Below are 23,485 nucleotides of genomic sequence, written 5' to 3'. Positions count from 1 at the left end.
CTTTCACCGGCCTCTTCGCAGCACAAGGCTGCTCCTACAAAAAGACCCACAACCTGCACTGGGAGCATTCGCATGACCCTCAAAGGCAAGACTGCACTCGTCACCGGTTCCACCAGCGGTATCGGCCTTGGCATCGCCCAGGTGCTGGCCCGCGCTGGGGCCAACATCCTGCTCAACGGTTTTGGCGACCCGGCGCCGGCCATCGCCAGCATTACCAGCCATGGCGTGAAGGCCGTCCACCACCCCGCCGACCTGTCGGATATAGCGCAAATAGAGGCCCTGTTCGCTGTGGCCGAGCATGAATTCGGCGGTGTCGACATTCTGGTCAACAACGCCGGTATCCAGCACGTGGCGCCGGTCGAACAGTTTCCCGTGGAGAGCTGGGACAAGATCATCGCCCTCAACCTGTCGGCGGTGTTCCATGGCAGCCGCCTGGCCCTGCCCGGCATGCGCGCACGCAACTGGGGGCGGATCATCAACATCGCTTCGGTGCACGGGCTGGTCGGCTCGACCGGCAAGGCCGCCTACGTGGCAGCCAAGCATGGCGTGGTGGGCCTGACCAAGGTCGTGGGCCTGGAAACGGCCGCCAGCAATGTCACTTGCAACGCGATCTGCCCTGGCTGGGTGCTGACCCCGCTGGTGCAAAAGCAGATCGACGACCGCGCCGCCAAGGGTGTAGACCCGCAGCAGGCACAACACGACCTGTTGGCCGAGAAGCAGCCTTCGTTGGCCTTCGTCACCCCCGAGCACCTGGGCGAGCTGGTACTATTTCTGTGCAGCGAGGCCGCAAGCCAGGTCCGTGGTGCCGCCTGGAATGTCGACGGTGGCTGGCTGGCCCAGTGAGGGCCGGCCACGACCTGGCAATGGTCTTGCACCCTTTTCAACTGCAAGGAGGCCTACATGCGCCCACTCCCACTGTCTGCGATCCTGACCTTGACCCTGGCTGCCGCCGCCCCGGCGATGGCTGCCAGCTTGAAGGATGTCGCGCCCTATCCCGAGGCGGAAAAAGGCTTCACCCGGCAGGTCATCCACCTGCCGGCCCAGGCCGACGAGTCGGCCTATAAACTGGAAATTCTCGCGGGCAAGACGCTCAAGGTCGACTGCAACCGCCAACGCCTGGCGGGCAGCCTCGAAGAACGCACGCTCGAAGGCTGGGGCTACAGCTACTACCGCCTGGACAAGGTCGGCGGCCCTGCGAGCACCCTGATGGCCTGCCCGGATGGCAAGAAGACCGATGCGTTCGTGCCGGTGGTCGGCGAAGGCTTCATGCTGCGCTACAACAGCAAGTTGCCAGTGGTGGTGTATGTGCCCAAGGACGTCGAAGTGCGCTACCGCGTGTGGTCGGCCTCGCAAGACGTGCAGAAGGCTAAAGTGGAATAAGAAGCTCGCATCACGCTGATAGGTAGGAGCAGCCTTGCGCCGCGAAGAGGCCAGTAATAGCAGCGAAGATTTACTGTGTTTTCACTGGCCTCTTCGCAGCGCAAGGCTGCTCCTACCCCCTCCCGCAACCACTGGAGGTTCGCCATGAACGACGTACTCTGGAGCCCCTCCACAGCGCAGATCGAGGCCAGCCGGATGGTTGCGTTTCGCCGCTGGGTCAACCTGCGCTACAACCTCGAATTAAACGACTACCAGGCACTGCACCGCTGGAGCATCGAGCAGCGCTCAGCCTTCTGGCAAAGCCTTGCCGAGTACTTTCACGTTAACTGGCACCAACCACCGAGCCACGTGCTGCGCGAAGGCCCGCAAATGCCCGATGCCCAGTGGTTCAGCGGCGCCACCCTGAACTACGCCGAACACCTGCTGCGCCGGCGCGACGACCGCCCGGCATTGATCGCCGTACGCGAAGACGGCCAGCGCCGAGTGCTGAGCCATGCGCAGTTGGCCGCCGAGGTCGCGGGGCTGCAACGGGCGTTCGAGGCCTGCGGTGTGAAACCGGGCGACCGCATCGCTGCCATCATGCCCAACACCTGGGAAACCCTGGTAGCCATGCTGGCCTGCGCCAGCCTCGGCGCAATCTGGTCCAGCGCTTCACCCGAGTTCGGCGTGCACGGCATCATCGACCGATTCGGCCAGATCAGCCCCAAATTGCTGATCGTCTGCGCCGGTTACCACTATGCCGGCAAGGTCATCGAACAGGTCGACAAGGTCAACCAGGTCTGCGCCCAATTACCAGGCCTTGAGCAACTGATCGTGGTACCCCATACCCGCAGCGGGACCCGCGCCGACGAATTCCACGCGTCCCGTGTCGACCTGTGGGAGGGCTTTTTCCAGCCCGGGGGCATGCCTCGATTCACCCCGCTGCCGTTCGATCATCCGCTGTGCATCCTCTACTCCAGCGGCACCACCGGCGTACCCAAGTGCATCGTCCACCGCGCCGGTGGGGTGCTGCTGCAGCACCTCAAGGAACACGGCCTGCACAATGACCTCAAGGCCGATGATGTGCTGTTCTACTACACCACCTGCGGCTGGATGATGTGGAACTGGCTGGCCAGCGGCCTGGCTGTAGGTGCCACACTGGTGCTGTATGACGGCTCGCCCTTCCACCCCGGGCCAGCGCGGCTGCTGGACTTGATCGATGCCGAGGGCATCCATGCCTTCGGCACCAGCGCCAAGTACCTGGCTGCACTCGAACAGGAAGGCCTTGAGCCTGCCGCCACGCACCGCCTGACCAGCTTGCGCCTGCTGCTGTCGACCGGCTCGCCACTGTCGCCGCACAGTTACGATTACGTTTACCGCAAGATCAAGGCCGATGTATGCCTGGCCTCCATGTCCGGTGGCACCGACATCGTTGCCTGCTTCGTGCTGGGCAACCCGACGCTGCCGGTGCATCGCGGCGAAATCCAGTGCAAGGGGCTGGGCATGGCGGTGGAGGTCTGGAACGCGCAAGGCCAGAGCGTGTATGACGAAAAAGGTGAACTGGTGTGCCTGCAGCCGTTTCCGTCCATGCCGCTGGGCTTTTGGCACGACCCCGATGGCAGCCGCTACCACGCGGCCTACTTCAGCCAGTTTCCGGGGGGCTGGGCGCAGGGCGACTATGCCGAGCAGCGCGCCAGCGGTGGCCTGATCATCCACGGCCGCTCCGATGCCGTGCTCAACCCTGGCGGGGTTCGCATTGGCACGGCAGAGATCTACCGCCAGGTGGAGAAGGTCGAAGAAGTGCTGGAAAGCGTCGCCATCGGCCAGGACTGGCAAGGCGATGTACGGGTGGTGCTGTTCGTGCGCCTGCGCGACGGCCTGCAGCTGGATGACGCCTTGCGCCAACGCATTCGCCAGGTGATACGCCAGTACACCACGCCGCGCCACGTGCCTGCGGTGATTGCCCAGGTCAACGACATACCGCGCACCATCAGCGGCAAGCTGGTGGAGCTGGCGGTACGTGATGTGGTTCATGGCCTGCCGGTGAAAAACACCGACGCCCTGGCCAACCCGGAGGCGCTGGAGCAGTTTCGCGACCACAACGCGCTGCACAATGAGGCATAATGGCGCCCTTTTTTTTACCCCGAAGCACAGGTGTCCCATGAAAGCTCAAGCCCGCCACATCCTGGTCAAGACCGCTGACGAAGCCGAAAAGCTCAAGCAGCGCATCGCCAATGGCGAGGCCTTCGACGTGCTGGCGAAAAAGTTTTCCACCTGCCCGTCGGGCAAGCGCGGCGGTGATCTGGGTGAGGTACGGCCCGGCCAGATGGTCGGCGCCATCGACCAGGTCATCTTCAAAAAGCCGCTACGTGTGGTGCATGGACCGATCAAGAGCAAGTTCGGCTACCACCTGGTGCAAACCTTCTACCGCGACTGACAGCGTCAGGGTGGCAACAGGCCACCTAGCATTATTGCCAGTTGTTCAACGTCAGGCCTTTCCCTACAACTCAGGCAGGACCGAGGTGGTGCGCCTAAGCGCCGCGTCAGGTAGTGGTCCCCCTCTGAGGCCCCGGAGACCTGCCGATGCGTTATCACCGCCTGCTTGCCCCTGCCGCGTTGCCACTGCTCGTACTGCCGACGCTTGGCTACCCTGATTCACTGACCGTCATACCGGGCGACAGCCTGGGGGCGATCTCGCAAACCCAACAGGTCGATACCTTCACCATGAGCGGGGGCACGGTCCAGTCGCTGAACCAGGGCCAAGGGTTCGATAATTTCACAATGTCGGGCGGGCGCATTATCGGTGCGTTCGAGGATGGCGATCATGCAATCTTTTCGGGCGGCCAGATAGGCCGAGTCTACTTGAAGCTCGCTGACAACTACTTCGAAATGTCCCAGGACACCGCCGTTGCAACCAAGATTGACGGCAACTTGGTAAGCGGCTTTGGCAACGACACGATCCTGCTGCGCGGGGGCTCGATTGGCGGCAATATCAGCACCAGTGGCGGCCAGGACCGCATCACCATCAGCGGCGGCGAGCTCAAGGGGAATGTGCTCGCCAGCGCTGGCAACGACACCTTCACGTGGTCCGGCGGCAGCATCGGCGGCCGGGTCGATATGGGTATTGGCGATGACTCCGCGACAATCGACAGCCTCGATGCCAAGGGCTTGGACATCAACATCGACGGCGGCGCTGGCAATGACACCCTGGTGTTCAACCGCAGCCAGGTGACGCGCGGGGCGTTGTACACCAACTGGGAATCCGTGGCGTTGACCAACGCCAGCCGATTCACCCTTGACGATACCCTCACCTTGGGCGACCTAGGCACCGACACCCTCCCCGCGACCGGTACAGGCAGCTTCACAATCGATGCGAGCAGCGCGCTGATCGCACGCCAAGGCAGCATCGTGAGTATCCAGAACGGGAACAAGGTGTCGGTCGAAAACGCCGGCACGATAGACCTGTCACGGGGCAACGATGCCCAGGGGCGCCTGAGCATTCAAGGCGATTACACCGGCAACAACGGCACCCTGCGCGTGAACAGCGTGCTGGCCGGGGATGGCGCGGCCTCCGACCGCCTGGTCGTCAGCCGCGGGGTTATCGCTGGCAGCACTGGCCTGCTGGTCAATAACCTGGGTGGCGCAGGCGCGCTGACCACACAAAACGGTATCCAAGTGGTCGAAGCCCGCGAAGGCGCTGTCAGCCGGAACGACGCTTTCGTACAGACCCAGACGCTTTCGGTCGGTGCCTACGACTATCGCCTGTTCAAGGGTGGTATCACGGCCGGCAGCGAAAACAGCTGGTACCTGCGCTCAACCTTAGTCGCCCCGCCCGCTCCGGCGCCGGCACCGCAGCCCGGCGAGCCACCCGTGATCGAACCGGCAGCGACCCCGCCTGTGGTTGCGGCGGCGCCCGGGCAAGCTGAACTGCCTGCGCCCGTGCAGGGCAAGCCCTTGGCGCTGTACCGCCCCGAGGTCCCGGTGTACGCCGCTGCCCCCAGAGGCGCCGCGATCATCGCCCGCCAAGCCTTGGGTACTTTTCACCAGCGCCAGGGCGATCAGCAGTTGCTTACCGGCCAAGGCGGGCTCCCCGCCAGTTGGGGCCAGGCCTACGGCGGCACGCTGCGCCAGCAATGGACAGGCACGGTCAGCCCCAGCCTGGACGGTGACCTGTATGGCTTCAAGGTCGGCCAGGACGTGTATGCCAAGGTCAATGACAGCGGCTATCGCCAACAGGTCGGCGTGTATGTCAGCCACAGTCGCCTGGACGCCGACGTCAAAGGGTTTGCCCTGGCCGTACAAGACCGCAGCGTCGGTGACCTGAAGCTCGATGGCGACAGCGTCGGCGCTTACTGGACACTGGTCGGGCCGCAGCGCGGGTACCTCGATGCCGTGCTGCAGTACACCGACCTGGATGGCCGGGCGCGCTCGCACCGTGGTGACAAGCTGAACATCAGTGGCCATGCCTGGACAGCGTCACTGGAGTCCGGCTACCCCATCGTCCTGTCGCAACGCTGGGCCGTGGAGCCACAAGCCCAGTTGATCGCCCAGAAGGTCTCGCTGGACACCGCCCGAGACAGCGCCTCGCGCGTCAGCCATGACGCCGAGGTTGAACTGACCGCGCGCTTGGGTGCGCGCCTTGAAGGCACCTTCACGGGCACCCGTGGACGCCTGCTGCAACCCTATGCGCAGGTCAACCTGTGGCACGGCGACGGTGGCCGCGACACGCTGACGTTCGATGACCTCGACACGATCAAGACCGACTACCGCTACACCTCGGTGCAACTTGAAAGCGGTGTGGTCGCGCAAGTGAGTGAAGCGCTTAGCCTGCACGGCGGCGTGCAGTACAGCGTCAACCTGGACAGCCGCCAGCAGGAAGCCAGCGGCGTGAACCTGGGTGTGCGCTGGCAGTTCTAGCGGCGCGCTGCCAGCAGACCGAGGCCAGCGCAGCCCAGCAAGGAGGCGCTGACCCGGTTGAACATCCGACGCGGCCCAGGCTGGCTGAACCAGCGCTGCATATAGGCGCCAAGGCCCGCATAGATGGCGATGGCGGCCCACTCCAGCAGCAGGAACAGCACCCCCAGCCACAAGAACTGCTCACTGACCGGGGTAGCACCACCGACCGAAACGAACTGCGGCAGGAAGGCCGTGAAGATCAGGATCGCCTTCGGGTTGCCCGCCGCCACCCAGAACTCTTGCCGCGCCAAGCGCCAGGTGCCGCGTGGGTGATCACCCGCCACCACGGCTTCACCAACAGGGGCCCGCCACAACTGCCAGGCAATGTAGAACAGGTAGGCGGCACCAATCACCTTGATAGCGAGGAACAGGTATTCACTGGTATGCAGCACCACCGCCAGGCCCATGGCCGCCAGCGCAATCATGCCGCTGAAAGCGACAATGCGCCCGCCACCGGCCACGCAGGCCGTGCGCAGGCCGTAGCGGCTGGCATTGTGCAACGACAGCAGGTTGTTGGGCCCGGGCGCCATGTTGAGGGCGAAGCACGCGGGGATGAACAGCAGCAAACTGGCAAGATCCATTATTATTGTCCTCTGACATCAAGCGCTTATTTCGACCGCAGACGCGCACAGGGTCAAGTTACAGCCAGCCGAAAAAACTGTACGGGTCCCCTGCTACTGGTAAGCTTTTGCTCCTGTCGAGGACCCTTTTCATGCCCCGCTCACAAGCCCGCGTCTGGCGCGATACTGCCCTGCCCTTCGTCGAAAGCCGCCGCGCCTGCCATAGCCGCGCCTGCTACAAGGCGCATAGCCATCCGACCTTTTCCATGGGTGCAGTGGATGCCGGCTTCAGCCTGTTTACCGGCGCAAGCGGTGGTCAGCAACGCCTGACCCCCGGCACCTTGGTGATGGTCCCGGCAAAGCGTGTGCATGCGTGCAACCCGGCGCCTGGCCAGGCCTGGAGCTACCAGATGCTGCACGTGGATGCCGACTGGCTGTCGCAACTGCGCCTGGAGTCTGGGCTGCGCGGTGCGCAGGCGGGTGAGCCAGCACGTATCAGCCATGTGCCCGCCTTGTACGGCCAGTTCTGCGCGCTGAATGCCTTGTTGTTCTCCAGTGCGAGCTACGGCGAGAAAGAGGCGGCGCTGATTGCCTTCATGGGGGACCAGGACTTCTGCGCGCACCCGACGCTGGAGGCGGCACCGGCGCTGGGCGCCACCCTGCTCAGTGGCCTGGTCGAACGGATCGAGGCTGAGGACCCTGCGCAACTGAGCCTGACGTTGCTGGCCCAGGAAGCGGGATTGGGGCGTTATCAACTGATTCGGGCGTTTCGCGCAGCGACCGGCCTGACGCCCCATGCCTACCTGCTCAACGCCAGGGTCAATCGCAGTCGGCTTCTGTTGAACCAGGGCCTGGCGCTGGCAGAGGTCGCCTATCAGCTTGGGTTTGCCGACCAAAGCCACTTTCAGCGGGTGTTCAAGGCGCACGTGGGCGTAACGCCCGGGCAATACCGAGGCCATTGAGGCCCCGCGCAATAATCTTCAATACGTGCTCCAGGCTCGACGCCAGACTGCGGCTTTACCTGCCAGAGTCGTCTCGCCCATGGAGCAGTTCCTGATCGTCGCCCTCGCCCACTTCCTAGCCCTGCTGTCACCCGGCCCGGACTTTTTCCTGGTTGCCCGCACCTCCATCAGTGGCGGTTGGCGCACCGCCAGCGGCGCGTGCCTGGGTATCGCGTTGGCCAATGGCGCCTTCATCGCCATGGCCTTTACCGGCCTGTCGATTTTGCGCGAAGGCAGCACGTTGTTCATTGCTTTGCAACTGGCCGGTGCGGCTTACCTTTTGTACATCGGCGCACAATTCTTGCGCTACGCCGGGCATTCCAACCTGGCCGCAGTGGCCGGCAATGGCGCTGTACCAGGTGGTTGGCGCAGCCTGGCGATGGGCTTTTTGTCGGGCATTTTCAACCCCAAGAACGCGCTGTTCTACGCCAGCCTCGCCAGCATGGTCGCCAGCAGCAGTGTCGGCTGGAAGGTGGTGTATGCGGGCTGGATGTTCTGCATCGTGCTGCTCTGGGACCTGCTGGTCGCCGTGGCCATCGGCAACCAGCGCGTGTTGCAGCGCTTCTCCCGCGCCTTGCCCTGGCTGGAGCGGGCTTCGGGGGTCATGCTGATGGTGTTGGCCGGGGCGTTGCTTGTGCACCTTGCGCGGGGCTGACCAGCTCAAGGGTCGCCAGGTCGAGCAGGCTGAAATGGCCGCTGGCCCAGCCGCCGGTGTCCAGGTGCCAGACATTGCCCAGCTGTTTGACCTGCAGCACGGGTGTATGCCCGACCAACAAGGCACGGATGCCGTGCACAGGCCGGGTGTCGCCCTCCTTCAGCCGGCGCCGCGACCATTGGCAGACTTCGCGTACCTCGGGGTCGTCATCCAGTTCCAACCAGCTCCGTAACACGGGCCAATCGGCGAAGGGGCTGTCGGCATGCAACAGACCGATCAGGCCCGCTGCACTTTCAACTTCCATACCGATCGGCAATTGCTCGAAGCGTTCGACAAAGCGCCGCTGCTCGGCCTTGGGCAGCTCAAGAAACCAGCCACCACCGGCGGCGTGGTACATCTCCAGGTCGAGCCGGCCACCGCGCAGGTAGCTAACCGCCAGCGCCTCATGGTTACCCTGCACGGCATGAAACCAGGGCAGGTCTAGCCATGCCAGCGCCGCGTGGCTGAGCGGCCCACGGTCGACCAGGTCACCCACGCTGAACAGGCGGTCCACTGCGGGGTTGAACCCAACCGCTTGCAGGCACCGAACAAGGCGCCCGAAGTGCCCGTGGATATCACCCACCGCCAGGTCTCGACCCAGGGGGTTGGCGGCTACCCGCCGAAACCGACTCATTACAATCTTCCTCTGCGGGTGCTGTCATGGCAGGCGTAGAATAAAGGGACACGTCTTTCACCTTGGAGGTGCATCATGCGTACCGCCCTCGTGTGTGCCGTGCTCGTGGCGCTGTCATTGAACAGCATGGCACAAGGTGCTCCGGCTGCGCAGGTCGAGGTGCGATTCGACCATCCCGAAAAATTTCGCGATGCCAGCCTCGACAGTGCCGGCTACGAACGGGGTGCCGATGCCTATGTCATGAAGGCCCTGACCGAGTACCTGCAGAAGCTCGGCCAGCGTTACTTGCAAGCAGACCAGCAGCTGGTTATCGACATCCGTGACATCGACCTGGCCGGGCGCTTCGAGCCTTGGCACAGCAATGCCTACGATGTGCGCTTCATGCGCGAAATCACCTGGCCGACCATCGACCTCAGCTACACCCTCAGCCAGCCCGGCAAACCTGCCCAGCAAGCGCAGGAACGGGTCAGCGACAAGATGTACCTCAGCCGCCCGGGGCGGGTGACCAGCAGCAGCGACCGCCTGTATGCCGAAAAGGCCATGCTGAACGACTGGTTCCGCCAGCGCTTCGCACCGCACGCGGCTTCCTGAAAAACCCTTCACTGGTACAGGTGTTGCGGCCAGGCGTATGCTCGGCCCTTGACTCGTACCAGGGAAGGAGCTGTTGATGAAGATCTGCGCCGTGCAACTGGCGTCGCTCAAAGGCGATATTCAGGGCAACCTTGCGCGTCACCTGTACTGCATCGAGCAGGCTGCGGCGCTGGGTGCTGAGCTGGTGGTGTTTCCTGAACTGTCACTGACCGGCTATGAGCCGACCTTGGCCCGCCAGCTCGCCCTGCCGTTATCCTCCCCACGGCTGGAGCCACTGCAGGCACTGTGCGACCAGCATGCTCTCACAGTCGCCGTGGGCCTGCCCTTGCCAACGCCTGACGGCATTCGCATCGGCATGCCGATCCTGAGCCCAGGCATGCCCCGCCAGGCGTATGCCAAACGGCGCCTGCACGGCGATGAACTGCCCTACTTCGCCGCCGGCGATCAACCCTTGGTACTCGAGGTGGCCAAGCACCGGGTAGCGCCTGCCATCTGCTACGAGTCGATGTTCATCGAACATGCTGCCGAGGCGCGGGCACAGGGCGCGCAAGTGTACCTGGCCAGTGTGGCGAAAACGGCCAAGGGCATTGGTGAGGGCTACGAGCATTACCCGGAGGTCGCTCGCACGCTGGGCCTTACCGTCTTGTTGGCCAACTGCGTGGGGCCTGCCGATACGTTCATCGGCGCAGGTGGGTCTGCGGCCTGGGATAGCCAGGGTCGGCTGCTGGCCAGCCTGGATGACACCTGCGAAGGGCTGATTCTGCTGGATACCACCCACTCCAGCGCGACCGCTGTGCCACTGAGGGTGCTGACTGCGTGAAGTATCTGTTGTTGACGCTGGCGAGCTACGCATCCACGCATTACCTGGTCGGGCTGTTGATCCAGGGTCAATTGGCCGAAATCGCCGAAGGCCTGCGCCATCGACCGGGTGCGCCCACCCCTGGCGAATACTTGCGAGAGGTCCGGCCCCATGCACGGCGGGCCCACCGGCAGTACACCTTGATGGCCGGATCAGCGCTGGCGCTGGTGGCCTGCCTGGTCGCCAGCTGGATCCTTTAGGTTTGCCTGACTCAGAGCGCCAATGCCAGGCTTTCTCTGCCTTCCAGCGCCAGCAGGTATTGCTTCGCCTGAAGCCCTCCGGCAAAGCCGGTGAGGTTGCCTGAAGCACCAATTACCCGGTGGCACGGCGCAATGATGGAGATCGGGTTACGGCCATTGGCCGCGCCTACTGCACGGACTGCGCTGGGGTTGCCGATCTGCCGGGCAATGTCGCCGTAACTGCGGGTTTCACCGAAAGGAATGGTCAGCAATGCAGCCCACACCTCGCGCTGAAACGGCGTGCCGGCAAAATCCAACGCCAGGTCGAAGCGTCGCCGCGTGCCGGCAAAGTACTCGCCCAGCTGGCGGGCGGTGTCCAGCAGGACTGGGCACCGGTCATCTCGGTGGAGCTCACCGAGCCGCACGCGGTTTTCCCGCTCCTCTTCCCAGAGCACGGCTGCCAGCCGATCGCCGCGGGCGACCAGCGTCAGCGTGCCAACGGGGGATTGCATGAAGGTGAAGGCGCTGGACATTGGGGGCTCCTGCAGGGTGCGAGATGGTCAGCGCACTCTACGCAGACGCAAGGCCACACGCACCCGCTTTCTTGCTCAACCAATCCCACAGCCGGCAATCCGCCTGGCTTCTGACAGGTTGACCTTGGGGATCAGTTCGGCCGGGATGCGCGACGCCGCCGACAGGTTGTAGACGTGAAAATGATCATTGACCACTTGCCGCGCCATCAATGTCAGTGACGGCAGGATGCGGCTGTCCCAATGCTGGTCCAGGCCGCACGGTGAATGTTGCCCTTCTTCGGTCTCGTAGAAGCGCCCCACCGTCTGGTCAAGGTCGACCCCCACCAGCAACACCTCTTCGAACCCCAGGTGATAAGCCAGTTGCAGCGCCACGTAGGCGACTGTGCGGGCATCGAAAAAACCCTGCGACAAGTCTTTGCTGAAGGCGATCGACCGAGCCCGTTTGCTCCACAGTGCGCGGCTGCAGACGCAACTGTCACCGTGCCCGCGCACACCGTCGAGCAGGCCGGGTGTGTGCGCCTTGTGCAAGGCATAGCATTCGCTGGCAGCTGGTATGTCGGCACCCTCGAATTGCTCTGGCCACAGCGCGAGCCGTTGGCTGTCACGCAGGGCGGTGGCAAACAGATCAGGTTGCTGCAGGCCGAAGCTTTTGTCGGTGCACACGTAGAAAAACGGTTTCACGCCATGCTCTGCTGTCATGGCGACTGAACCGTTCATGGCAATGATGGGCAGGTGGGCAAAATCAGCCAGCGGGAAATGCCTGGCTGAAGCACCCGAGGCCAGAATCACCACGGGGCCTTGCTGGGTATTGCGACACGCCTCGAAACTGGAGAACGCCCCGCGTTCAGCACTGGGCTGCGACGGAAGTGTGTTCATCGTTTGCTACTTTGGACTGGACAGTACAAAACACGATACCGGTCCTTGTATGCACAACGGACGCTTTTACAAAAACCTTACACAAAGCGACTGCTGGGTCTAAATCTGTCCAAAAGTGGAAGTAATGACAGCGCCCTTCTCCACATAAGCGCAGTGTTTCTACAGACCCGTAGTCCCGGTCGTTGTTCACCCGCCTGCAGGTCTGGCAGGCGCTTTGCCCCCATTGCACCGACGAACGGGCGTACTGGAAGCGGTGTCACGCACCGGGCTATTCGTCGCTTGCCCATGAGCCTGCTTGATGGTTACCAACTGCCCGACTAATACTTAGGTCTCTGCCTGGGGAGGCACGAAACATGCAACCAAGATTCGTTATCGTTCCGGCGGTACCCATCGAAAAGGAGTCTTTCCGCGTCGGTAGCCGGTACTACGCAGCCACCGTATGCGGCGGGTTCGACATTTACGACAACCTGGCGAAGGAGCGGCTCAAACCCAGTTACCCGAACAGGACCGATGCAGAAGTGCAATGCCAGCGGATGAACACAAAACTCGAAGCACGCTGAGGGGAAGTCGCCGAAGCAGGTGCGCGCCGCATACGGCTGCCTTGCAGCAGCCCTGTGCGCTCAAATGTCGCGTGAAATGCTTGCGGCCTCACCTTCTGACCCTGCCCCGATTAATGCCAGTCGGTTACGGCCAAGGGGGCCGCTGGGCGGCTCAGGTTACTGAGCTTATTCCAGGCACTCTCTTGCTGCATGGCGTAGTTTGTCGCCCGAAAGGAAGCTGCCTTTGTAGAACGTGGCGCGGCTGCCGTCGCGCGACTCAACCACCTCGAGGACATCGTCGGAGGCCACTGCGCTTGGCGCGGTCAATCGATAACCGTGGGCGATCGATTTCTGGTTGGCTAGGGGCGCCAGTGCTTGCCACTTGGGCATTACACAGGCGGCATATTGTGCCGGGGTTTTGGAGGTCAGCTTACTGGCTGTGGGGTTACCCGGTGTTGCGCAACCGGCAAGGCTGGCAGTCAACAAGGTGCAAACAAAGATACGAAATGTAGGCATTTGCAATTGACCATTAGGGATACGGGGCATTCTACCCAGCGTTGCAACTTGGTTCCAATAAACCAAGGTCGTGGTGCATTTTGCTTATGAGTGAAGATTCTATTGAAGCTTCACTAAAGCGGGCACCTGTTAATTCTGCTAGTAGCCAAAGCCGTGAAGCGGGTAGAGAGTGGCCGTGCGGATACACACTATCTTGAAGCACCACAAGGAGCGCTCCACATGCCACCCACTCGCACGCTTTTTTTCTACCAGAGTGATAACCTGAGCACAGTGAAAACAGGTGAAGAAAGCCGCGGTATCTTTCGGGGTGTAGCAAACATCGCGCATGCAGAACTGCACACTGACAATGCACAAAGTGCCTTGTTGGCAACGGACGATAAAGGCTCAGTCTTGCAGGTGCAAAGTAACGAAGGCGGCAAGTCGGACACTGACCAGCCTTAGCATGAAAAGCTTCACTTGCGTGTCCACTTGCTGGTTGTGTCATGATGCGCTGAACAGGTACTACCGTGCAGGATGCCCATGCCTCAGTTTGATTGGCTCGCGAACCACATGAACCATTGCAACGCCTTTGCTCAGTGGATTCATCAGCAATTCACGTATGAGTTCGACGGCATCGACCTTCCGCGATGGCAGCAGGAGTTCGCAGAAGGCCAGGGCAATGGCCAGTGGCAATGCCTGATTGCCCTGGAGCAAGGCCAGTTGTTGGGCGGCGCCGCCCTGGCAGCGCAAGACCTGCCCTCCCGCCCGGACCTCGGCCCTTGGCTTGCCTGCGTGTTCGTTGACCCGGCAGCCAGAGGAGCCGGTATCGCCGAGCACCTGATTGAGCGCCTATGTACCCATGCGCGCACTGCCGGCCTCGAAACTTTGTACCTGCACACCCATGATAAACAAGCTTACTATGCCAAGCGTGGCTGGACGGTCATTGAGCAGTTCGAGGCGTGGGGCAACCTGCAGTGGCTGATGTCACGCACGCTTCGCTGAACAGCCGGACAGGGTTGTAGACGCACACTTCAAGGAACGCACTCACGCTCATGGAACCGCTTCATACCATCAAAGCCGATCTCGTCAAAACCGCCGACCACCTGAATGAACTCAGCAAAGCCATGACCGGGCACGCCAAGTTCATGGAAGCGCGGGCGACCTCAGACAGCGAGATCGATGTACGCGCTCATATCAAGTCCATCGATGGGGTTGCCAGTGAGTTGAGGTCCGTCGCAGCAAAGATCAAGGATGAGACCTGACCCACGCCCAACCCACGGCAACCTTCAGAGCTCGCTACTTAGCGCAGGCGAACTGTTCGGTCACGGGAATCGCATCGCTTGCTATCCGCCGCGCCCTGCCCACGCCCCACGCCAAGGCACGGGTCATCGACTCGCCTGGACGCGAATCGAATGCTTCTTCGTGAATGGCCATGCCACTGGGGGCATAAACCCCGATGAACATCTGCGTATTGCCTGTGCGCGACAGTCGCACCTGGACATCGATGTAGCTGCCGTCACTTAACGTTTCGTCGTGAGTCCGATGGTGAAGCGTTGGGTCAGCCCAGCCCCAGAAAACGTCGCCGCGAATCCGCATGTCGCCCCTCCTACGACTTTAGTTGTATACCTAAAGCCACCATAGCCAAAGGCAAACGGCGCGCAACTGTACTCAGTCGAAATGTGAGCTGAATCGGACAACTGGCAATCACCTGTAAACAAAGCGTTATTCGTTTGCCCACGCAGGCCATCACGTCTTGCCAAATCAAGCACCGACAGTCGACGCCAGAGGTCGCTTGCACGGTGAATTTATGGCAATCTGCCGCGAAATCAAAAACGCAAAATCATGGAAACTAAATTTCAAGAGCACGCTAATGCCAGAAATTTCAGCAGATAACGCCAGCCTTATTCACAGCATTGCTACAACAACCGCCATCATTGCCGCCTTAGTCTCGGCCTGCGCGGTCATCCTGGCGCACCTGACGTCCGAGGTGCAAAGTAGCGAGTCAGACAGGTCCATGGCCGAGGCCAGCCAACTGATCGCCACAGCCAACCAGTCCGCCGCCCAGTCCCAGTTGAAAATCGAAGAGCTCCTGCAACAGAACGCGGCGTTGACGGCACAACTGGACGCCGCAAAAAAAGAGCGCCAGGCCATTGAACATCGCCTGCGGCCCAGAAAGCTGACTGCGCAGGCACAGGCCGCGTTCCAGGCATTGGCGGCAGCGCTCGCCAAAGACAAAGTAGCCCCAACCGTACTGCTCAATATCGTCAGAAACGACGACGAAGCGTTGGCGTTCTCCAAGCAGATCGCCGTTGCCCTGACCAAAGCGGGCGTGCGGGTACAAATAAAGCAGTTGATGCTCACCAAAGAGGCCACGGGCGTTCAGGCAGTGCTGTATGACAGCCCGGGAAGCCAGCAAATCGAACGTGCGCTGAGGGCCGCTAATTTTGCAACGGACATCAGTCGATCGTCGCAAACACCGAAGATCAATATTGATGATGACGACAAGCCTGCTATTAGTGCGTTTATCAACGTGTTTCCAAAAGAGATGTCGTTAACGGACACTGCAGCGCCGCACGCAGACTAAAACTAACGATCATGACTGGCCACCCATCCAGCATGGACGCAAAGCCAGTAACTAACACGCCCGTCTCCGTAGTAGCGTTGCGCATTCTACGAACTTCCAGGTCCGTTAACCGCAAGCCCACGGACCTGGGCGATTCAGACCAGGAGGTCAAATGCGTGTTGAGGTGATAGACCAAGCGGCGATAGATTCGGCGCTGATTGCGTTTGCCCGCTATAAAATCGGAGAAACAAAAATCTTCGACTTAGAGCATGCAATGAGCTTTGAAGTGGGTGAGGCTTTGTCCAAGAGCGGACTGGTGAGGTTCACCATTACACAGTCAGTGTCCGGTCGCTACCGCATCAGCGATGAAGGCGAAAACGCCATCACGGACGCTGGGCGGGCGCGCCTTAAGGTGATCCGAGGGTAAGCCCGCTTTTATGATCCGGTACAAACAGCTTCACCTCGGGCACTAAGGGCAACGCACGTTCCACTTACCCTAGAGGTGAAGCTGTGCTTCGGCGTGCGTCAAGAGGCATTGCACAACGCACATGGTCCTTTGGTGATATCGCCCGCCCGAGGCCCTTCGTGGTCCATTCAAGCAAAGGTGGGCTGTGGAGCTGCGATGCAAGTGTTACAATCCCCCCATTCAAATCAGCGCTCAAGCGCTGGACATCCGTGATCGCCGTCAGTACGACACCCGCCACACCTACGCAACCCTGTGCCTGATGCCTGGGATGAACCCTGCGTTCATCGCGAATCAGCTCGGCCATAGCGTTGAGATGTTGCTCTCTACCTACGCGAAATGGATCAGCTCCTCCTCGGACTGGAGGGAGCTGGAGAAGCTGCCGCCCCGCGTCGAATTGGCCCAAAATTGGCCCAAAACTGACACGAGGGCCTAAATACACCTCTGGAACCCCCGCAGGACAAGCACTTGATTTCTACCGCCAACATCACCATGCAGTTTTTTGGGGGTGTTTGGCGGTTCTAAAAGGTTGATTTTATTGGGCGAAACGCCCTTCCGCCCCCCCTCCTTCCCCCATCAGTGGTATCAAAATTGGTATCACCTGGTAGCTGTCCCTGACTGTTCGCTTTCGACCCGTTGCAGCCGTTCGGCCGAACACTCTTGAAAGACAGCTATGTAGACAAGCGTAGTACCTACCACGGAAATACCATATAGATCACATTTCAGTTGCTCATGCCTGCTACGTAAGTGTCTAGCTACAGCCGCTTGATCAGGCTCTTGACCCAAGACATGCAGAACTCGATGGTTTGATCTATCTGCTGTGTTGTAAAATTGGGCATGTCTTTCGAGCCAGGTCCATGTCCCAAGTCGTTTCGCACGTCGCTGTAAAACCGCTGTATTGATTGCCGCTCCCAACCCTCGATGAATGCTCCGTTCGCCTTGCTCTCAAGATGATTCAAGAAGTCAGATACACCTCTCTCATTACCGATAGTCCAATTCTTGAGCTCACAAATTATTTTTATCGTGCTTTCTAGTGCCTTAGCAGCATAAAACGATGGATCTCGGCCACCGGTGTCTCTGAGATCAATCGCCTCAGCCATGTCAATGCTGACGTTCGCCCATGGGGCGTCCTGCACCAAGAGCCAAAATGGCTGCTCTACTTGTTCCTGAAGTTGGGCGTCCTGAGTAATCTGCAAGTAACCATTATGATAGTGCAGAGGCATACCAGCTTGTTTAAAGCGCTCGTTCAGCTCATTCACATTGTCGGCAAATATGCTATTCAGACTCTGATTTATAGCTCGAACGCTGTTGATCCGCGAACCAGGAATTGTAATGGGTCCCCGGGGTTTACTATCTTGCATTTTGGCTTCAGCCAGTTGTCGTGGAAACTCGGAATTCGCTTGAGCTACTTGCTCCTCTCGCTTGCGAAAGGCTAACTCGACAAAGCTTAAGCGTCGCTTTACAAATATGTCGGGGTTCAGATCTTCTGAAAACCTTAGGTTAAGCCACTGCTCGACCACAAAGTTCATCTCGTAAAAACCCGACTTCGTGTAAGGTTTGCCCATATACTCGGTCTGATAGGAGTAATATTTCGGTGACAGTTCCTTGACCCCGATCTCCATAGCTAGGCGGTCGTGAATATCAGTCCAAATTCTCTTAACACTCTCATTCACCTTCTGGGTGGCGCCGTAGTAGCTCCAAATCTGTTCGTTGACGATTCTGTACGCTTGAACAAAGAGTGCAGATTCCTTTTGTCCGACGCTTTCGAACATTAGGCGATTCGCGTACCTGCGAAAGAAGACATCAGTAAGCATGGCCAAGCCTCGTACTCTGCCAGTTAATGGTGACCTTCGAGGAAGGTAGGGTCCCTCTAGTTTATCTGAAGCTGTCGTCGACGGGGGCACTGCCGCTAACGGCTGGTAGCGGCTCAAACGACAGGCAGCTATCGCCCCATTGCGGCCGTTCACCGATGCCTGCTATCGGCTAGGACCGGACACTCTAGGCGACCCAATTTTTCTGGAGATATCTTCGTCAAATGCGATGAATTTCGATCTGGAGCCCCTCATCCTTATCGAGCGGCTGAAAGTAGCTGGTGATCAGATCAAACTCTGCGTCGGTCGCAGCAAATTCATGGTCGGCACGGCGGTTACGAATATGCAATCGGCTTCGACAGACATCGTCGTGTACCTCGATATAGTGAACGCAATGGGCAACCCCGGCCGCGTCAGCCAGGCCCCGCAACCATTGCCGATCCTGGAGAGTGTTGGCAGGGAAATCCAGGACGACTGTCACCCCGGCACCCAACACATCAGTGACGAGCGGGCCCACAACATCTCTAATCTGACGCGAGAAGCGTACGTAATCGGTTACTGACTTGATTTGGTCTGGGTAAAGCTTTGAGAGCCAATGATCCTCGCTTAGCAGAAGCGCCGACAGTTCGGTAGCCAAACTTTTTGCCAAAGTTGATTTGCCGGATGCAATCTTGCCAGACATGAGATGAAGCACTGGTGTGGGCATGGGGACGTCTCCTTGTCGAGCCCAGATGATGCTCATTGAATAGCTTCGAAGCAACCAGCGGCCACCCACTGTCTATATTGGGTCGATAGTTGTCACCGGCTACCCTGTGCTTTCTCCACATAGCCGTTGTTCTCACAAGGCGCTCAAACAACCTCCTCGTGCTCGATCAGCGCCCACAGCCTGGCCGCCTCGGTGAACTCCAGCATGTCAGCCAACTGGTCTGCGTCAATGTCGCTGCGTCGGTGGGCTGAAATCGCTAGTTCAACGAGCACCGCGGCCCTGCCATCGGGATCGGTCAACAAGGCAGGCTGGTCACTCAGCTCGGCCAGCCACCCCGATGGCAGGCTCAACATTTGACCGTCCACAGCTGGTCGATCCGCGTCGTGTAGGATTGACTCATCATCTCCCTCCTCATCCCCCAGTCCGGCGTCGCCGGCACGCTGGCGGCCCGCATTGTCCCCCTCCCCCAGCGCTGGTTGATGTCATCCATCACCTGCATCAGTCGGTCACATGCCACCGATTGCTTAAGCGCAAACAAGTCCTCTGAAAATTCACCTGGTTGCCGCAGGTCCATCAGCAGTATCTCGGCCTTGCTGTACCGAAACCCGGGCCTAAAGATACGGTCGATCGCTTCTGTGGCCAACCGGGTCATCAGCAGTGTGTCGCAGGTGGGATATGGAAGCTCAACCAGGGCCCCCTGAGCGTGGTGCGCCTCGTCCGGGTTGAACATGCCGGTGCGGATGCTGACGCGCATGCGCTTGCACACTGAACCCTGGGCCCGGAGTTTTTCCGCTGCTCGGGCAACGTACGTGGCCACTGCCTGCTTGATGGGCGCCAGCTCAGTAAGACGCTTCCCGAACATCCGGCTGCAGCAGATTTCCTGTTTCGGGGGCTCGGCCTCGTCCAGCTCCAAGCACGGCGTACCCGCCAGCTCTCGGGCAGTTTTCTCGACCACCACACTGAATTTCTGTCGCAGTGTCCAGGCATCTGCCTTGGCTAAATCCATCGCCGTGTGGATGCCCATCGCCTCAAGGTGGGCGGTCATCCGCCGGCCTACGCCCCACACCTCCTTCACTTCGGTATTCCGTAGCACCCAGTCGCGCTTGAACGGATCGGTGATATCCACCACTCCGCCGGTTTGTGCCTGCAGCCGTTTGGCGGTGTGATTGGCTAGCTTCGCAAGTGTCTTGGTGCCGGCAATGCCAACACCCACGGGGATTCCGGTGCACTGGAGAATCCTAGACCGCAGCTTTCGCCCGAACTGGGTCAGGTTTTCCTGAATACCCGATAGGTCTGCGAAGCACTCGTCGATGCTGTAGATCTCGGTGGCAGGCACCATCGACTCAATCAGCGTCATGACGCGCTCGCTCATGTCACCGTACAGCGCGTAATTACTGCTGAAAGCCATGATGCCGTGCCGGCGTAGCTTGTCCTTCGCCTGGAAAAACGGTTCGCCCATCTTCACGAAAGGCTTTGCATCGTATGACCTGGCAATCACGCAGCCATCGTTGTTGCTCAGTACGACGATCGGGGTCTTGGCCAGGTCTGGTCGAAACACGCGCTCGCAACTCGCGTAGAACGAGTTGCAGTCGATAAGCGCAAACACCTGGTCACTGCGCATGATCACGAACGCTGTAACGCACAACGCCCCATACGACGAGATCATCGCCTTCCATGATGTACCGCGGCGGATACGCCGGATTCTCCGACTTGAGGATCACCACGCCGTCGCGTCGGTGCAAACGCTTGCACACCGGCTCGCTGTTAACGGCAGCAATGACAATGTCGTCGTGCTCTGCCTCACGGCCGCGGTCTACGATGACGAGGTCGCCAGAGTAGATGCCAGCGCCTTGCATGCTGTCGCCTTCAACTTTTACCAGATACACATGGGGAGCGCGGAGGTCGAATAGCTCATCAAGGGAAATATGACCTTCCAAATGGTCCGCAGCAGGCGAAGGGAAACCGGCCGGGACGTGAAACGAATACAGCGGTAGCGGTTCGGTACCGCCAGTGGGCGTACCCAGAAATGTGATGGTCATGATGGAAGGTCCAATGCAAACTGTATGCATATACAGTAAATCCGGCATCGGTCGCCCGGTCAATCCTAGGCGGCAAAAATTCTGACGGGCGAGAGGTAGATATGTGCGGACGGTACTCGATCTACGAGTCAATGGATCACTACCTGCGCCAGCTATCGCTGGACCTGGTCGTGATAAATGGCTACGACCACGAGCCAATCAGTCGCTACAACGTGGCGCCGTCTACCCGCGTCGAGGTCATACGCCAGCTAGATGGTGGACTGCGCGTGGATCGGGTCAAGTGGGGATGGTCGCCATTTTGGGCGAAGGGGAAACGTCCTGATCCGATCAATGCTCGGGCAGAAACGGTTTCAAGAGGAAAATTCTTCAAAAGCCTGTGGCCACATGGCAGAGCCTTAGCGCCGGCGAACGGGTGGTTTGAGTGGGTTCCCGACCTATCGGATCCGAAGCGGAAGCGGCCGTTCTACATCACAAGCGATGACGGCGCCCCGCTGTATTTCGCTGCTCTTGCAGAGGTGAATCTGGACATCCAGCAGGACGGGAGCGATGGGTTTGTGATCATCACCGCAGCAGCGGATCAGGGACTGATCGACATCCACGACAGGAAGCCCTTGGTGTTACCCCCTGAGCTCGCCCGGGAATGGATCGCCCCAACTACATCTCAAGAGCGAGCTGCGGAGATAGTTGAACAAGGTTGCACGCCGGCTGATGAGTTCCGGTGGTATCCAGTCGGCAAGGCGGTGGGCAATGTCAGGAATGAGGGTGAGTCGTTGATTACGCCGATAAACGACGAAAATCATCAGGGTCAGCTAAAGTTTTGATGAGTACAGGCACCGCGAGATAACGATAATGCTAAAACAAGAAGCAGATGACGTGATTGAGCGCATTAGGGACGACCTGAAAAGGCACGGCGTGCTGATCGGCTATGATCCAGAATTTACCACTGCTGAATTCGGATGCGACCTGGACCACCACGTTGCTCAGGTCAGAGATGATCCGAACAACTATGTGCTGGGAATCGCGATACACGACCAAGGCTTATGGTCCCAGCTTCAACAGGGTGCGGTGTATCGCTGTATTGTCAGTGATTGTCGAGGGAAGCTATTCGGCATCCCTATTACGATAGAGCCAAGAACCGACGCGTCCTACACCATTCAGTACAAGCTTTAACGCATGAGGACGGGGACTGCCGTCCAGATTGCCCTCACTGCGAATTGAAAGCTGAATGAGCTCAGTGGAGCGGCGGAAGATCCTTGCCGCGCGCCTTGGCCACCACACGCAACTGGTAGTCGGATACAAGCTGAAAAAGTGACTCAGCAAGCTGATGCAGGCGCTCCACTTCTTCTGGCGGCGCCCCCCGGTCCTGGGCTTGATGATACTCACGCAGGGCATCCATGGCCTGTTGGATCAGTGGTTCGCCGGCTTCAACCATCCCTATGAAGGTTCTCTTATCCACTGCTGCGCTCCATGTCGGTGAAAGCACAGTATAGGCACTGGTTACGGCGGCTTCATCCCGTCGAAAACTGCTTCACAGGCCTGACCAGCTATTCGACTTCGCTCAAGCGCTGTCGCGAGGTCGCCCGCCATTCGGTCAGCCTCTTCAAGCAATCCCCCGAGCACCACGACGGCAGAGGCTCCTGCCTTGCGCTGCTGGACAGCGATGGTGTCGCAGGTTGCTGATCGTCCGGCGCGCAGTCTAGCGATTTCCCCGCGCAACCCACCAGCAGCAGACTCAGCAGCAACGGCGCGGCCCTGGGCCAGTTCCAGTTTCTGTCGTGCACTCTCACCCTCCTCGTCCGCCAGGGATTGGCGGCGCTGCTCTTCTGTTCTAGCCTGGGCCGCGGCGCGCCGATCGCGGTCGGCAACTTGAAGGCGGTAGTCGGCCAAAGCCTGGGCCGACTTGGCAACCTCCACCATGGCGTCGGCAGTCGCGCCATCGGCCACCACCACCCGGTACTGCTGGCCGCCAGCGACCAGTATCAAGGCGATCAGCCAGCAGCACCAGGCCGGCACAGCGCCAAGCCAGCTCACGCTAGTTTCGCGCCTAGTTCAACCCAGTGATTGATCAGCTTGTCCAGGCGATGCGGGTTCTGGCCGTAGGTATTGCCCGGGAAGCTGGCCCAGATGTTCGAGCACTTGGCGATCGCCTGTTGGATGCGTCCGGCCTTTATGTCGTCCAGCGCCCGGCGCTCCCGGATCTGCTGCAGCGCTATGCGATCCTGATTTTCTGGCGTGAACCCGCCAGCCAGGCGAAGGCTGACTCGGTACGCGTCCCAGTAGCGCTCAAGCAACTGATACCGACCGGCGGCTGTGCTGGTTACCTGCTTGCCGTTGATTGGGAAGGTCAGCTTGCGCCGCGGATGGTCGGTGTATCCACTAAACAGGGCTCCGCCATACAGCACGTTATAGCCGTCATCGCTCCCTTTGATGGTCGAGGTGCCTTCTGAAAAGGCTATGAGATCCAGAAAGCGCAGGACGCTGGAGCCGCCTACATCGGAAGCAGAGATTTTAGCCATTGATTTCATACCTATACCCATATTCAGATGTCCGCATCAGCTGATGCAGCTAGCGAGGCATTTCATTTTTCTTGGTAAATCGCTACAATTTAGGATTTCCGATCAAATCCA

32 protein-coding genes and 1 pseudogene are annotated in these 23,485 nt (G+C 59.9%); 19 read left to right on the top strand and 14 right to left on the bottom strand.

Annotation, left to right across the window (positions count from 1 at the left end):
* Positions 1 to 72: 72 nt before the first annotated feature.
* The 5 genes from hbdH (at position 73) to QOS90_RS19120 (ending at position 6,276) form a co-directional block, all read left to right on the top strand.
* The gene (gene hbdH, locus QOS90_RS19140) at positions 73 to 843 is read left to right on the top strand and encodes a 3-hydroxybutyrate dehydrogenase (protein WP_085273395.1); all 771 of its coding nucleotides are present in this window, start codon (positions 73 to 75) and stop codon (positions 841 to 843) included.
* Positions 844 to 900: 57 nt separating this feature from the next.
* A complete protein-coding gene (eco, locus tag QOS90_RS19135) occupies positions 901 to 1,380 on the top strand; it encodes a serine protease inhibitor ecotin (protein ID WP_027594862.1) in 480 nt (159 codons plus the stop codon).
* A gap of 144 nt (positions 1,381 to 1,524) precedes the next feature.
* Complete coding sequence (locus QOS90_RS19130) at positions 1,525 to 3,483, top strand: acetoacetate--CoA ligase (RefSeq protein WP_085273396.1); 1,959 nt, start codon at positions 1,525 to 1,527, stop codon at positions 3,481 to 3,483.
* A gap of 37 nt (positions 3,484 to 3,520) precedes the next feature.
* Positions 3,521 to 3,796: a peptidylprolyl isomerase gene (locus QOS90_RS19125; RefSeq protein ID WP_009686637.1), complete on the top strand. Its 276-nt coding sequence runs from the start codon at positions 3,521 to 3,523 to the stop codon at positions 3,794 to 3,796.
* Between the two features lie 146 nt (positions 3,797 to 3,942).
* A complete protein-coding gene (locus tag QOS90_RS19120; RefSeq protein WP_085273397.1) occupies positions 3,943 to 6,276 on the top strand; it encodes an autotransporter family protein in 2,334 nt (777 codons plus the stop codon).
* On the opposite strand, the gene QOS90_RS19115 is transcribed toward QOS90_RS19120, so the two are convergent.
* Entirely contained in the window at positions 6,273 to 6,896 is a 624-nt protein-coding gene (locus QOS90_RS19115) for a LysE family translocator (protein WP_027594859.1), read from the bottom strand. The genes QOS90_RS19120 and QOS90_RS19115 overlap by 4 nt on opposite strands.
* A 131-nt stretch (positions 6,897 to 7,027) precedes the next feature.
* Here QOS90_RS19115 and QOS90_RS19110 point away from each other — a divergent pair, with 131 nt between their 5' ends.
* Together QOS90_RS19110 and QOS90_RS19105 are read left to right on the top strand one after the other, a co-directional pair.
* Positions 7,028 to 7,837, top strand: a complete 810-nt coding sequence (locus QOS90_RS19110; RefSeq protein ID WP_027594858.1) for a helix-turn-helix transcriptional regulator — start codon at positions 7,028 to 7,030, stop codon at positions 7,835 to 7,837.
* Positions 7,838 to 7,916: 79 nt separating this feature from the next.
* A complete protein-coding gene (locus QOS90_RS19105; RefSeq protein WP_085273398.1) occupies positions 7,917 to 8,531 on the top strand; it encodes a LysE family translocator in 615 nt (204 codons plus the stop codon).
* Here QOS90_RS19105 and QOS90_RS19100 read toward each other — a convergent pair.
* Entirely contained in the window at positions 8,479 to 9,204 is a 726-nt protein-coding gene (locus QOS90_RS19100; protein ID WP_085273399.1) for a metallophosphoesterase, read from the bottom strand. The genes QOS90_RS19105 and QOS90_RS19100 overlap by 53 nt on opposite strands.
* Before the next feature lie 75 nt (positions 9,205 to 9,279).
* Between QOS90_RS19100 and QOS90_RS19095 the strand changes: the two genes are divergently transcribed.
* From QOS90_RS19095 to QOS90_RS19085, 3 genes are all read left to right on the top strand, one after another.
* The gene (locus tag QOS90_RS19095; RefSeq protein ID WP_085273400.1) at positions 9,280 to 9,795 is read left to right on the top strand and encodes a DUF3016 domain-containing protein; all 516 of its coding nucleotides are present in this window, start codon (positions 9,280 to 9,282) and stop codon (positions 9,793 to 9,795) included.
* A 76-nt stretch (positions 9,796 to 9,871) separates the two neighbouring features.
* On the top strand, positions 9,872 to 10,615 hold the full coding sequence (locus tag QOS90_RS19090) for a carbon-nitrogen hydrolase family protein (RefSeq protein ID WP_027594854.1): 744 nt from the start codon (positions 9,872 to 9,874) through the stop codon (positions 10,613 to 10,615).
* The gene (locus QOS90_RS19085; protein ID WP_027594853.1) at positions 10,612 to 10,854 is read left to right on the top strand and encodes a hypothetical protein; all 243 of its coding nucleotides are present in this window, start codon (positions 10,612 to 10,614) and stop codon (positions 10,852 to 10,854) included. Before QOS90_RS19090 ends, QOS90_RS19085 begins: the two co-directional genes overlap by 4 nt.
* 11 nt (positions 10,855 to 10,865) lie before the next feature.
* On the opposite strand, the gene QOS90_RS19080 is transcribed toward QOS90_RS19085, so the two are convergent.
* The gene (locus QOS90_RS19080) at positions 10,866 to 11,366 is read right to left on the bottom strand and encodes a methylated-DNA--[protein]-cysteine S-methyltransferase (protein ID WP_027594852.1); all 501 of its coding nucleotides are present in this window, start codon (positions 11,364 to 11,366) and stop codon (positions 10,866 to 10,868) included.
* A 75-nt stretch (positions 11,367 to 11,441) separates the two neighbouring features.
* Positions 11,442 to 12,242, bottom strand: a complete 801-nt coding sequence (locus QOS90_RS19075; RefSeq protein WP_027594851.1) for a WaaZ-like lipopolysaccharide core biosynthesis protein — start codon at positions 12,240 to 12,242, stop codon at positions 11,442 to 11,444.
* A 353-nt stretch (positions 12,243 to 12,595) separates the two neighbouring features.
* Between QOS90_RS19075 and QOS90_RS19070 the strand changes: the two genes are divergently transcribed.
* A complete protein-coding gene (locus tag QOS90_RS19070; RefSeq protein ID WP_027594850.1) occupies positions 12,596 to 12,802 on the top strand; it encodes a hypothetical protein in 207 nt (68 codons plus the stop codon).
* A gap of 165 nt (positions 12,803 to 12,967) precedes the next feature.
* On the opposite strand, the gene QOS90_RS19065 is transcribed toward QOS90_RS19070, so the two are convergent.
* Entirely contained in the window at positions 12,968 to 13,327 is a 360-nt protein-coding gene (locus tag QOS90_RS19065) for a hypothetical protein (protein WP_085273401.1), read from the bottom strand.
* 189 nt (positions 13,328 to 13,516) lie between these two features.
* Between QOS90_RS19065 and QOS90_RS19060 the strand changes: the two genes are divergently transcribed.
* The 3 genes from QOS90_RS19060 to QOS90_RS19050 all read left to right on the top strand — a co-directional run bounded on the left by QOS90_RS19060 (position 13,517) and on the right by QOS90_RS19050 (position 14,538).
* Positions 13,517 to 13,738 carry a hypothetical protein gene (locus QOS90_RS19060; RefSeq protein WP_085273402.1) on the top strand — a complete coding sequence of 74 codons (222 nt, stop codon included), beginning with the start codon at positions 13,517 to 13,519 and terminating at the stop codon, positions 13,736 to 13,738.
* A 78-nt stretch (positions 13,739 to 13,816) separates the two neighbouring features.
* Positions 13,817 to 14,278 (top strand): GNAT family N-acetyltransferase, encoded by a 462-nt coding sequence (locus QOS90_RS19055; RefSeq protein ID WP_085273403.1) that lies wholly within the window; start codon positions 13,817 to 13,819, stop codon positions 14,276 to 14,278.
* A 50-nt stretch (positions 14,279 to 14,328) separates the two neighbouring features.
* A complete protein-coding gene (locus tag QOS90_RS19050) occupies positions 14,329 to 14,538 on the top strand; it encodes a hypothetical protein (RefSeq protein WP_027594847.1) in 210 nt (69 codons plus the stop codon).
* Positions 14,539 to 14,572: 34 nt separating this feature from the next.
* Here QOS90_RS19050 and QOS90_RS19045 read toward each other — a convergent pair whose 3' ends face one another.
* Entirely contained in the window at positions 14,573 to 14,872 is a 300-nt protein-coding gene (locus QOS90_RS19045; RefSeq protein WP_027594846.1) for a hypothetical protein, read from the bottom strand.
* 211 nt (positions 14,873 to 15,083) lie between these two features.
* Here QOS90_RS19045 and QOS90_RS19040 point away from each other — a divergent pair, with 211 nt between their 5' ends.
* The 3 genes and pseudogenes from QOS90_RS19040 to QOS90_RS27515 all read left to right on the top strand — a co-directional run bounded on the left by QOS90_RS19040 (position 15,084) and on the right by QOS90_RS27515 (position 16,738).
* Positions 15,084 to 15,860, top strand: coding sequence for a hypothetical protein (locus tag QOS90_RS19040; RefSeq protein ID WP_256577423.1), 777 nt, complete (start codon positions 15,084 to 15,086; stop codon positions 15,858 to 15,860).
* A 151-nt stretch (positions 15,861 to 16,011) separates the two neighbouring features.
* Positions 16,012 to 16,266, top strand: a complete 255-nt coding sequence (locus QOS90_RS19035; RefSeq protein ID WP_085273404.1) for a hypothetical protein — start codon at positions 16,012 to 16,014, stop codon at positions 16,264 to 16,266.
* A gap of 107 nt (positions 16,267 to 16,373) precedes the next feature.
* Positions 16,374 to 16,738, top strand: a pseudogene (locus tag QOS90_RS27515) (site-specific integrase).
* Positions 16,739 to 17,057: 319 nt separating this feature from the next.
* Here QOS90_RS27515 and QOS90_RS19030 read toward each other — a convergent pair.
* The 5 genes from QOS90_RS19030 to QOS90_RS19010 form a co-directional block, all read right to left on the bottom strand.
* Positions 17,058 to 18,116 (bottom strand): AbiJ-NTD4 domain-containing protein, encoded by a 1,059-nt coding sequence (locus tag QOS90_RS19030; protein WP_256577424.1) that lies wholly within the window; start codon positions 18,114 to 18,116, stop codon positions 17,058 to 17,060.
* A gap of 217 nt (positions 18,117 to 18,333) precedes the next feature.
* Entirely contained in the window at positions 18,334 to 18,819 is a 486-nt protein-coding gene (locus QOS90_RS19025; protein ID WP_085273405.1) for a P-loop nucleotide/nucleoside kinase family protein, read from the bottom strand.
* A 143-nt stretch (positions 18,820 to 18,962) separates the two neighbouring features.
* The gene (locus QOS90_RS19020; protein WP_085273406.1) at positions 18,963 to 19,172 is read right to left on the bottom strand and encodes a hypothetical protein; all 210 of its coding nucleotides are present in this window, start codon (positions 19,170 to 19,172) and stop codon (positions 18,963 to 18,965) included.
* Complete coding sequence (locus QOS90_RS19015; RefSeq protein WP_085273407.1) at positions 19,166 to 20,440, bottom strand: Y-family DNA polymerase; 1,275 nt, start codon at positions 20,438 to 20,440, stop codon at positions 19,166 to 19,168. The genes QOS90_RS19020 and QOS90_RS19015 overlap by 7 nt, the downstream gene beginning before the upstream one ends.
* Complete coding sequence (locus QOS90_RS19010) at positions 20,430 to 20,858, bottom strand: LexA family protein (RefSeq protein WP_085273408.1); 429 nt, start codon at positions 20,856 to 20,858, stop codon at positions 20,430 to 20,432. The genes QOS90_RS19015 and QOS90_RS19010 overlap by 11 nt, the downstream gene beginning before the upstream one ends.
* A 101-nt stretch (positions 20,859 to 20,959) precedes the next feature.
* Between QOS90_RS19010 and QOS90_RS19005 the strand changes: the two genes are divergently transcribed.
* Complete coding sequence (locus QOS90_RS19005; protein ID WP_085273409.1) at positions 20,960 to 21,679, top strand: SOS response-associated peptidase family protein; 720 nt, start codon at positions 20,960 to 20,962, stop codon at positions 21,677 to 21,679.
* Between the two features lie 28 nt (positions 21,680 to 21,707).
* Complete coding sequence (locus tag QOS90_RS19000) at positions 21,708 to 22,028, top strand: hypothetical protein (RefSeq protein WP_085273410.1); 321 nt, start codon at positions 21,708 to 21,710, stop codon at positions 22,026 to 22,028.
* Positions 22,029 to 22,089: 61 nt separating this feature from the next.
* On the opposite strand, the gene QOS90_RS18995 is transcribed toward QOS90_RS19000, so the two are convergent.
* The 3 genes from QOS90_RS18995 to QOS90_RS18985 are packed head-to-tail and all read right to left on the bottom strand — an operon-like array spanning position 22,090 to position 23,374.
* Entirely contained in the window at positions 22,090 to 22,314 is a 225-nt protein-coding gene (locus tag QOS90_RS18995) for a hypothetical protein (RefSeq protein ID WP_085273411.1), read from the bottom strand.
* Between the two features lie 41 nt (positions 22,315 to 22,355).
* Positions 22,356 to 22,889 carry a DUF2514 family protein gene (locus QOS90_RS18990; protein ID WP_085273412.1) on the bottom strand — a complete coding sequence of 178 codons (534 nt, stop codon included), beginning with the start codon at positions 22,887 to 22,889 and terminating at the stop codon, positions 22,356 to 22,358.
* Positions 22,886 to 23,374 (bottom strand): glycoside hydrolase family 24 protein, encoded by a 489-nt coding sequence (locus QOS90_RS18985; RefSeq protein WP_085273413.1) that lies wholly within the window; start codon positions 23,372 to 23,374, stop codon positions 22,886 to 22,888. The genes QOS90_RS18990 and QOS90_RS18985 overlap by 4 nt, the downstream gene beginning before the upstream one ends.
* Positions 23,375 to 23,485: the final 111 nt, after the last annotated feature.

Origin of the sequence: Pseudomonas sp. LAIL14HWK12:I10 (genome assembly GCF_900184205.1) — a bacterium.
GTDB classification, from domain to species: domain Bacteria; phylum Pseudomonadota; class Gammaproteobacteria; order Pseudomonadales; family Pseudomonadaceae; genus Aquipseudomonas; species Aquipseudomonas kermanshahensis.
Note: the sequence above shows the minus strand (reverse complement) of the source record. Positions and strands in the feature narration are given on the sequence as shown.

What these genes read in the sequence shown, in the direction of transcription:
- QOS90_RS19010 (WP_085273408.1), bottom strand. Translation starts at nt 20,858, where the DNA reads ATGACCATCACATTTCTGGGTACGCCCACTGGCGGTACCGAACCGCTA.
- QOS90_RS19060 (WP_085273402.1), top strand. Translation starts at nt 13,517, where the DNA reads ATGCCACCCACTCGCACGCTTTTTTTCTACCAGAGTGATAACCTGAGC.
- QOS90_RS19050 (WP_027594847.1), top strand. Translation starts at nt 14,329, where the DNA reads ATGGAACCGCTTCATACCATCAAAGCCGATCTCGTCAAAACCGCCGAC.
- QOS90_RS19065 (WP_085273401.1), bottom strand. Translation starts at nt 13,327, where the DNA reads ATGCCCCGTATCCCTAATGGTCAATTGCAAATGCCTACATTTCGTATC.
- QOS90_RS19040 (WP_256577423.1), top strand. Translation starts at nt 15,084, where the DNA reads ATGGCAATCTGCCGCGAAATCAAAAACGCAAAATCATGGAAACTAAAT.
- QOS90_RS19000 (WP_085273410.1), top strand. Translation starts at nt 21,708, where the DNA reads ATGCTAAAACAAGAAGCAGATGACGTGATTGAGCGCATTAGGGACGAC.
- QOS90_RS19025 (WP_085273405.1), bottom strand. Translation starts at nt 18,819, where the DNA reads ATGCCCACACCAGTGCTTCATCTCATGTCTGGCAAGATTGCATCCGGC.
- QOS90_RS19115 (WP_027594859.1), bottom strand. Translation starts at nt 6,896, where the DNA reads ATGGATCTTGCCAGTTTGCTGCTGTTCATCCCCGCGTGCTTCGCCCTC.
- QOS90_RS19015 (WP_085273407.1), bottom strand. Translation starts at nt 20,440, where the DNA reads ATGCGCAGTGACCAGGTGTTTGCGCTTATCGACTGCAACTCGTTCTAC.
- QOS90_RS18985 (WP_085273413.1), bottom strand. Translation starts at nt 23,374, where the DNA reads ATGGCTAAAATCTCTGCTTCCGATGTAGGCGGCTCCAGCGTCCTGCGC.
- QOS90_RS19080 (WP_027594852.1), bottom strand. Translation starts at nt 11,366, where the DNA reads ATGTCCAGCGCCTTCACCTTCATGCAATCCCCCGTTGGCACGCTGACG.
- QOS90_RS19110 (WP_027594858.1), top strand. Translation starts at nt 7,028, where the DNA reads ATGCCCCGCTCACAAGCCCGCGTCTGGCGCGATACTGCCCTGCCCTTC.
- QOS90_RS19070 (WP_027594850.1), top strand. Translation starts at nt 12,596, where the DNA reads ATGCAACCAAGATTCGTTATCGTTCCGGCGGTACCCATCGAAAAGGAG.
- QOS90_RS19095 (WP_085273400.1), top strand. Translation starts at nt 9,280, where the DNA reads ATGCGTACCGCCCTCGTGTGTGCCGTGCTCGTGGCGCTGTCATTGAAC.
- QOS90_RS19030 (WP_256577424.1), bottom strand. Translation starts at nt 18,116, where the DNA reads ATGCTTACTGATGTCTTCTTTCGCAGGTACGCGAATCGCCTAATGTTC.
- QOS90_RS19045 (WP_027594846.1), bottom strand. Translation starts at nt 14,872, where the DNA reads ATGCGGATTCGCGGCGACGTTTTCTGGGGCTGGGCTGACCCAACGCTT.
- hbdH (WP_085273395.1), top strand. Translation starts at nt 73, where the DNA reads ATGACCCTCAAAGGCAAGACTGCACTCGTCACCGGTTCCACCAGCGGT.
- QOS90_RS19005 (WP_085273409.1), top strand. Translation starts at nt 20,960, where the DNA reads ATGTGCGGACGGTACTCGATCTACGAGTCAATGGATCACTACCTGCGC.
- QOS90_RS19120 (WP_085273397.1), top strand. Translation starts at nt 3,943, where the DNA reads ATGCGTTATCACCGCCTGCTTGCCCCTGCCGCGTTGCCACTGCTCGTA.
- eco (WP_027594862.1), top strand. Translation starts at nt 901, where the DNA reads ATGCGCCCACTCCCACTGTCTGCGATCCTGACCTTGACCCTGGCTGCC.
- QOS90_RS19105 (WP_085273398.1), top strand. Translation starts at nt 7,917, where the DNA reads ATGGAGCAGTTCCTGATCGTCGCCCTCGCCCACTTCCTAGCCCTGCTG.
- QOS90_RS19130 (WP_085273396.1), top strand. Translation starts at nt 1,525, where the DNA reads ATGAACGACGTACTCTGGAGCCCCTCCACAGCGCAGATCGAGGCCAGC.
- QOS90_RS19020 (WP_085273406.1), bottom strand. Translation starts at nt 19,172, where the DNA reads ATGTTGAGCCTGCCATCGGGGTGGCTGGCCGAGCTGAGTGACCAGCCT.
- QOS90_RS19100 (WP_085273399.1), bottom strand. Translation starts at nt 9,204, where the DNA reads ATGAGTCGGTTTCGGCGGGTAGCCGCCAACCCCCTGGGTCGAGACCTG.
- QOS90_RS19035 (WP_085273404.1), top strand. Translation starts at nt 16,012, where the DNA reads ATGCGTGTTGAGGTGATAGACCAAGCGGCGATAGATTCGGCGCTGATT.
- QOS90_RS19075 (WP_027594851.1), bottom strand. Translation starts at nt 12,242, where the DNA reads ATGAACACACTTCCGTCGCAGCCCAGTGCTGAACGCGGGGCGTTCTCC.
- QOS90_RS19090 (WP_027594854.1), top strand. Translation starts at nt 9,872, where the DNA reads ATGAAGATCTGCGCCGTGCAACTGGCGTCGCTCAAAGGCGATATTCAG.
- QOS90_RS19055 (WP_085273403.1), top strand. Translation starts at nt 13,817, where the DNA reads ATGCCTCAGTTTGATTGGCTCGCGAACCACATGAACCATTGCAACGCC.
- QOS90_RS19125 (WP_009686637.1), top strand. Translation starts at nt 3,521, where the DNA reads ATGAAAGCTCAAGCCCGCCACATCCTGGTCAAGACCGCTGACGAAGCC.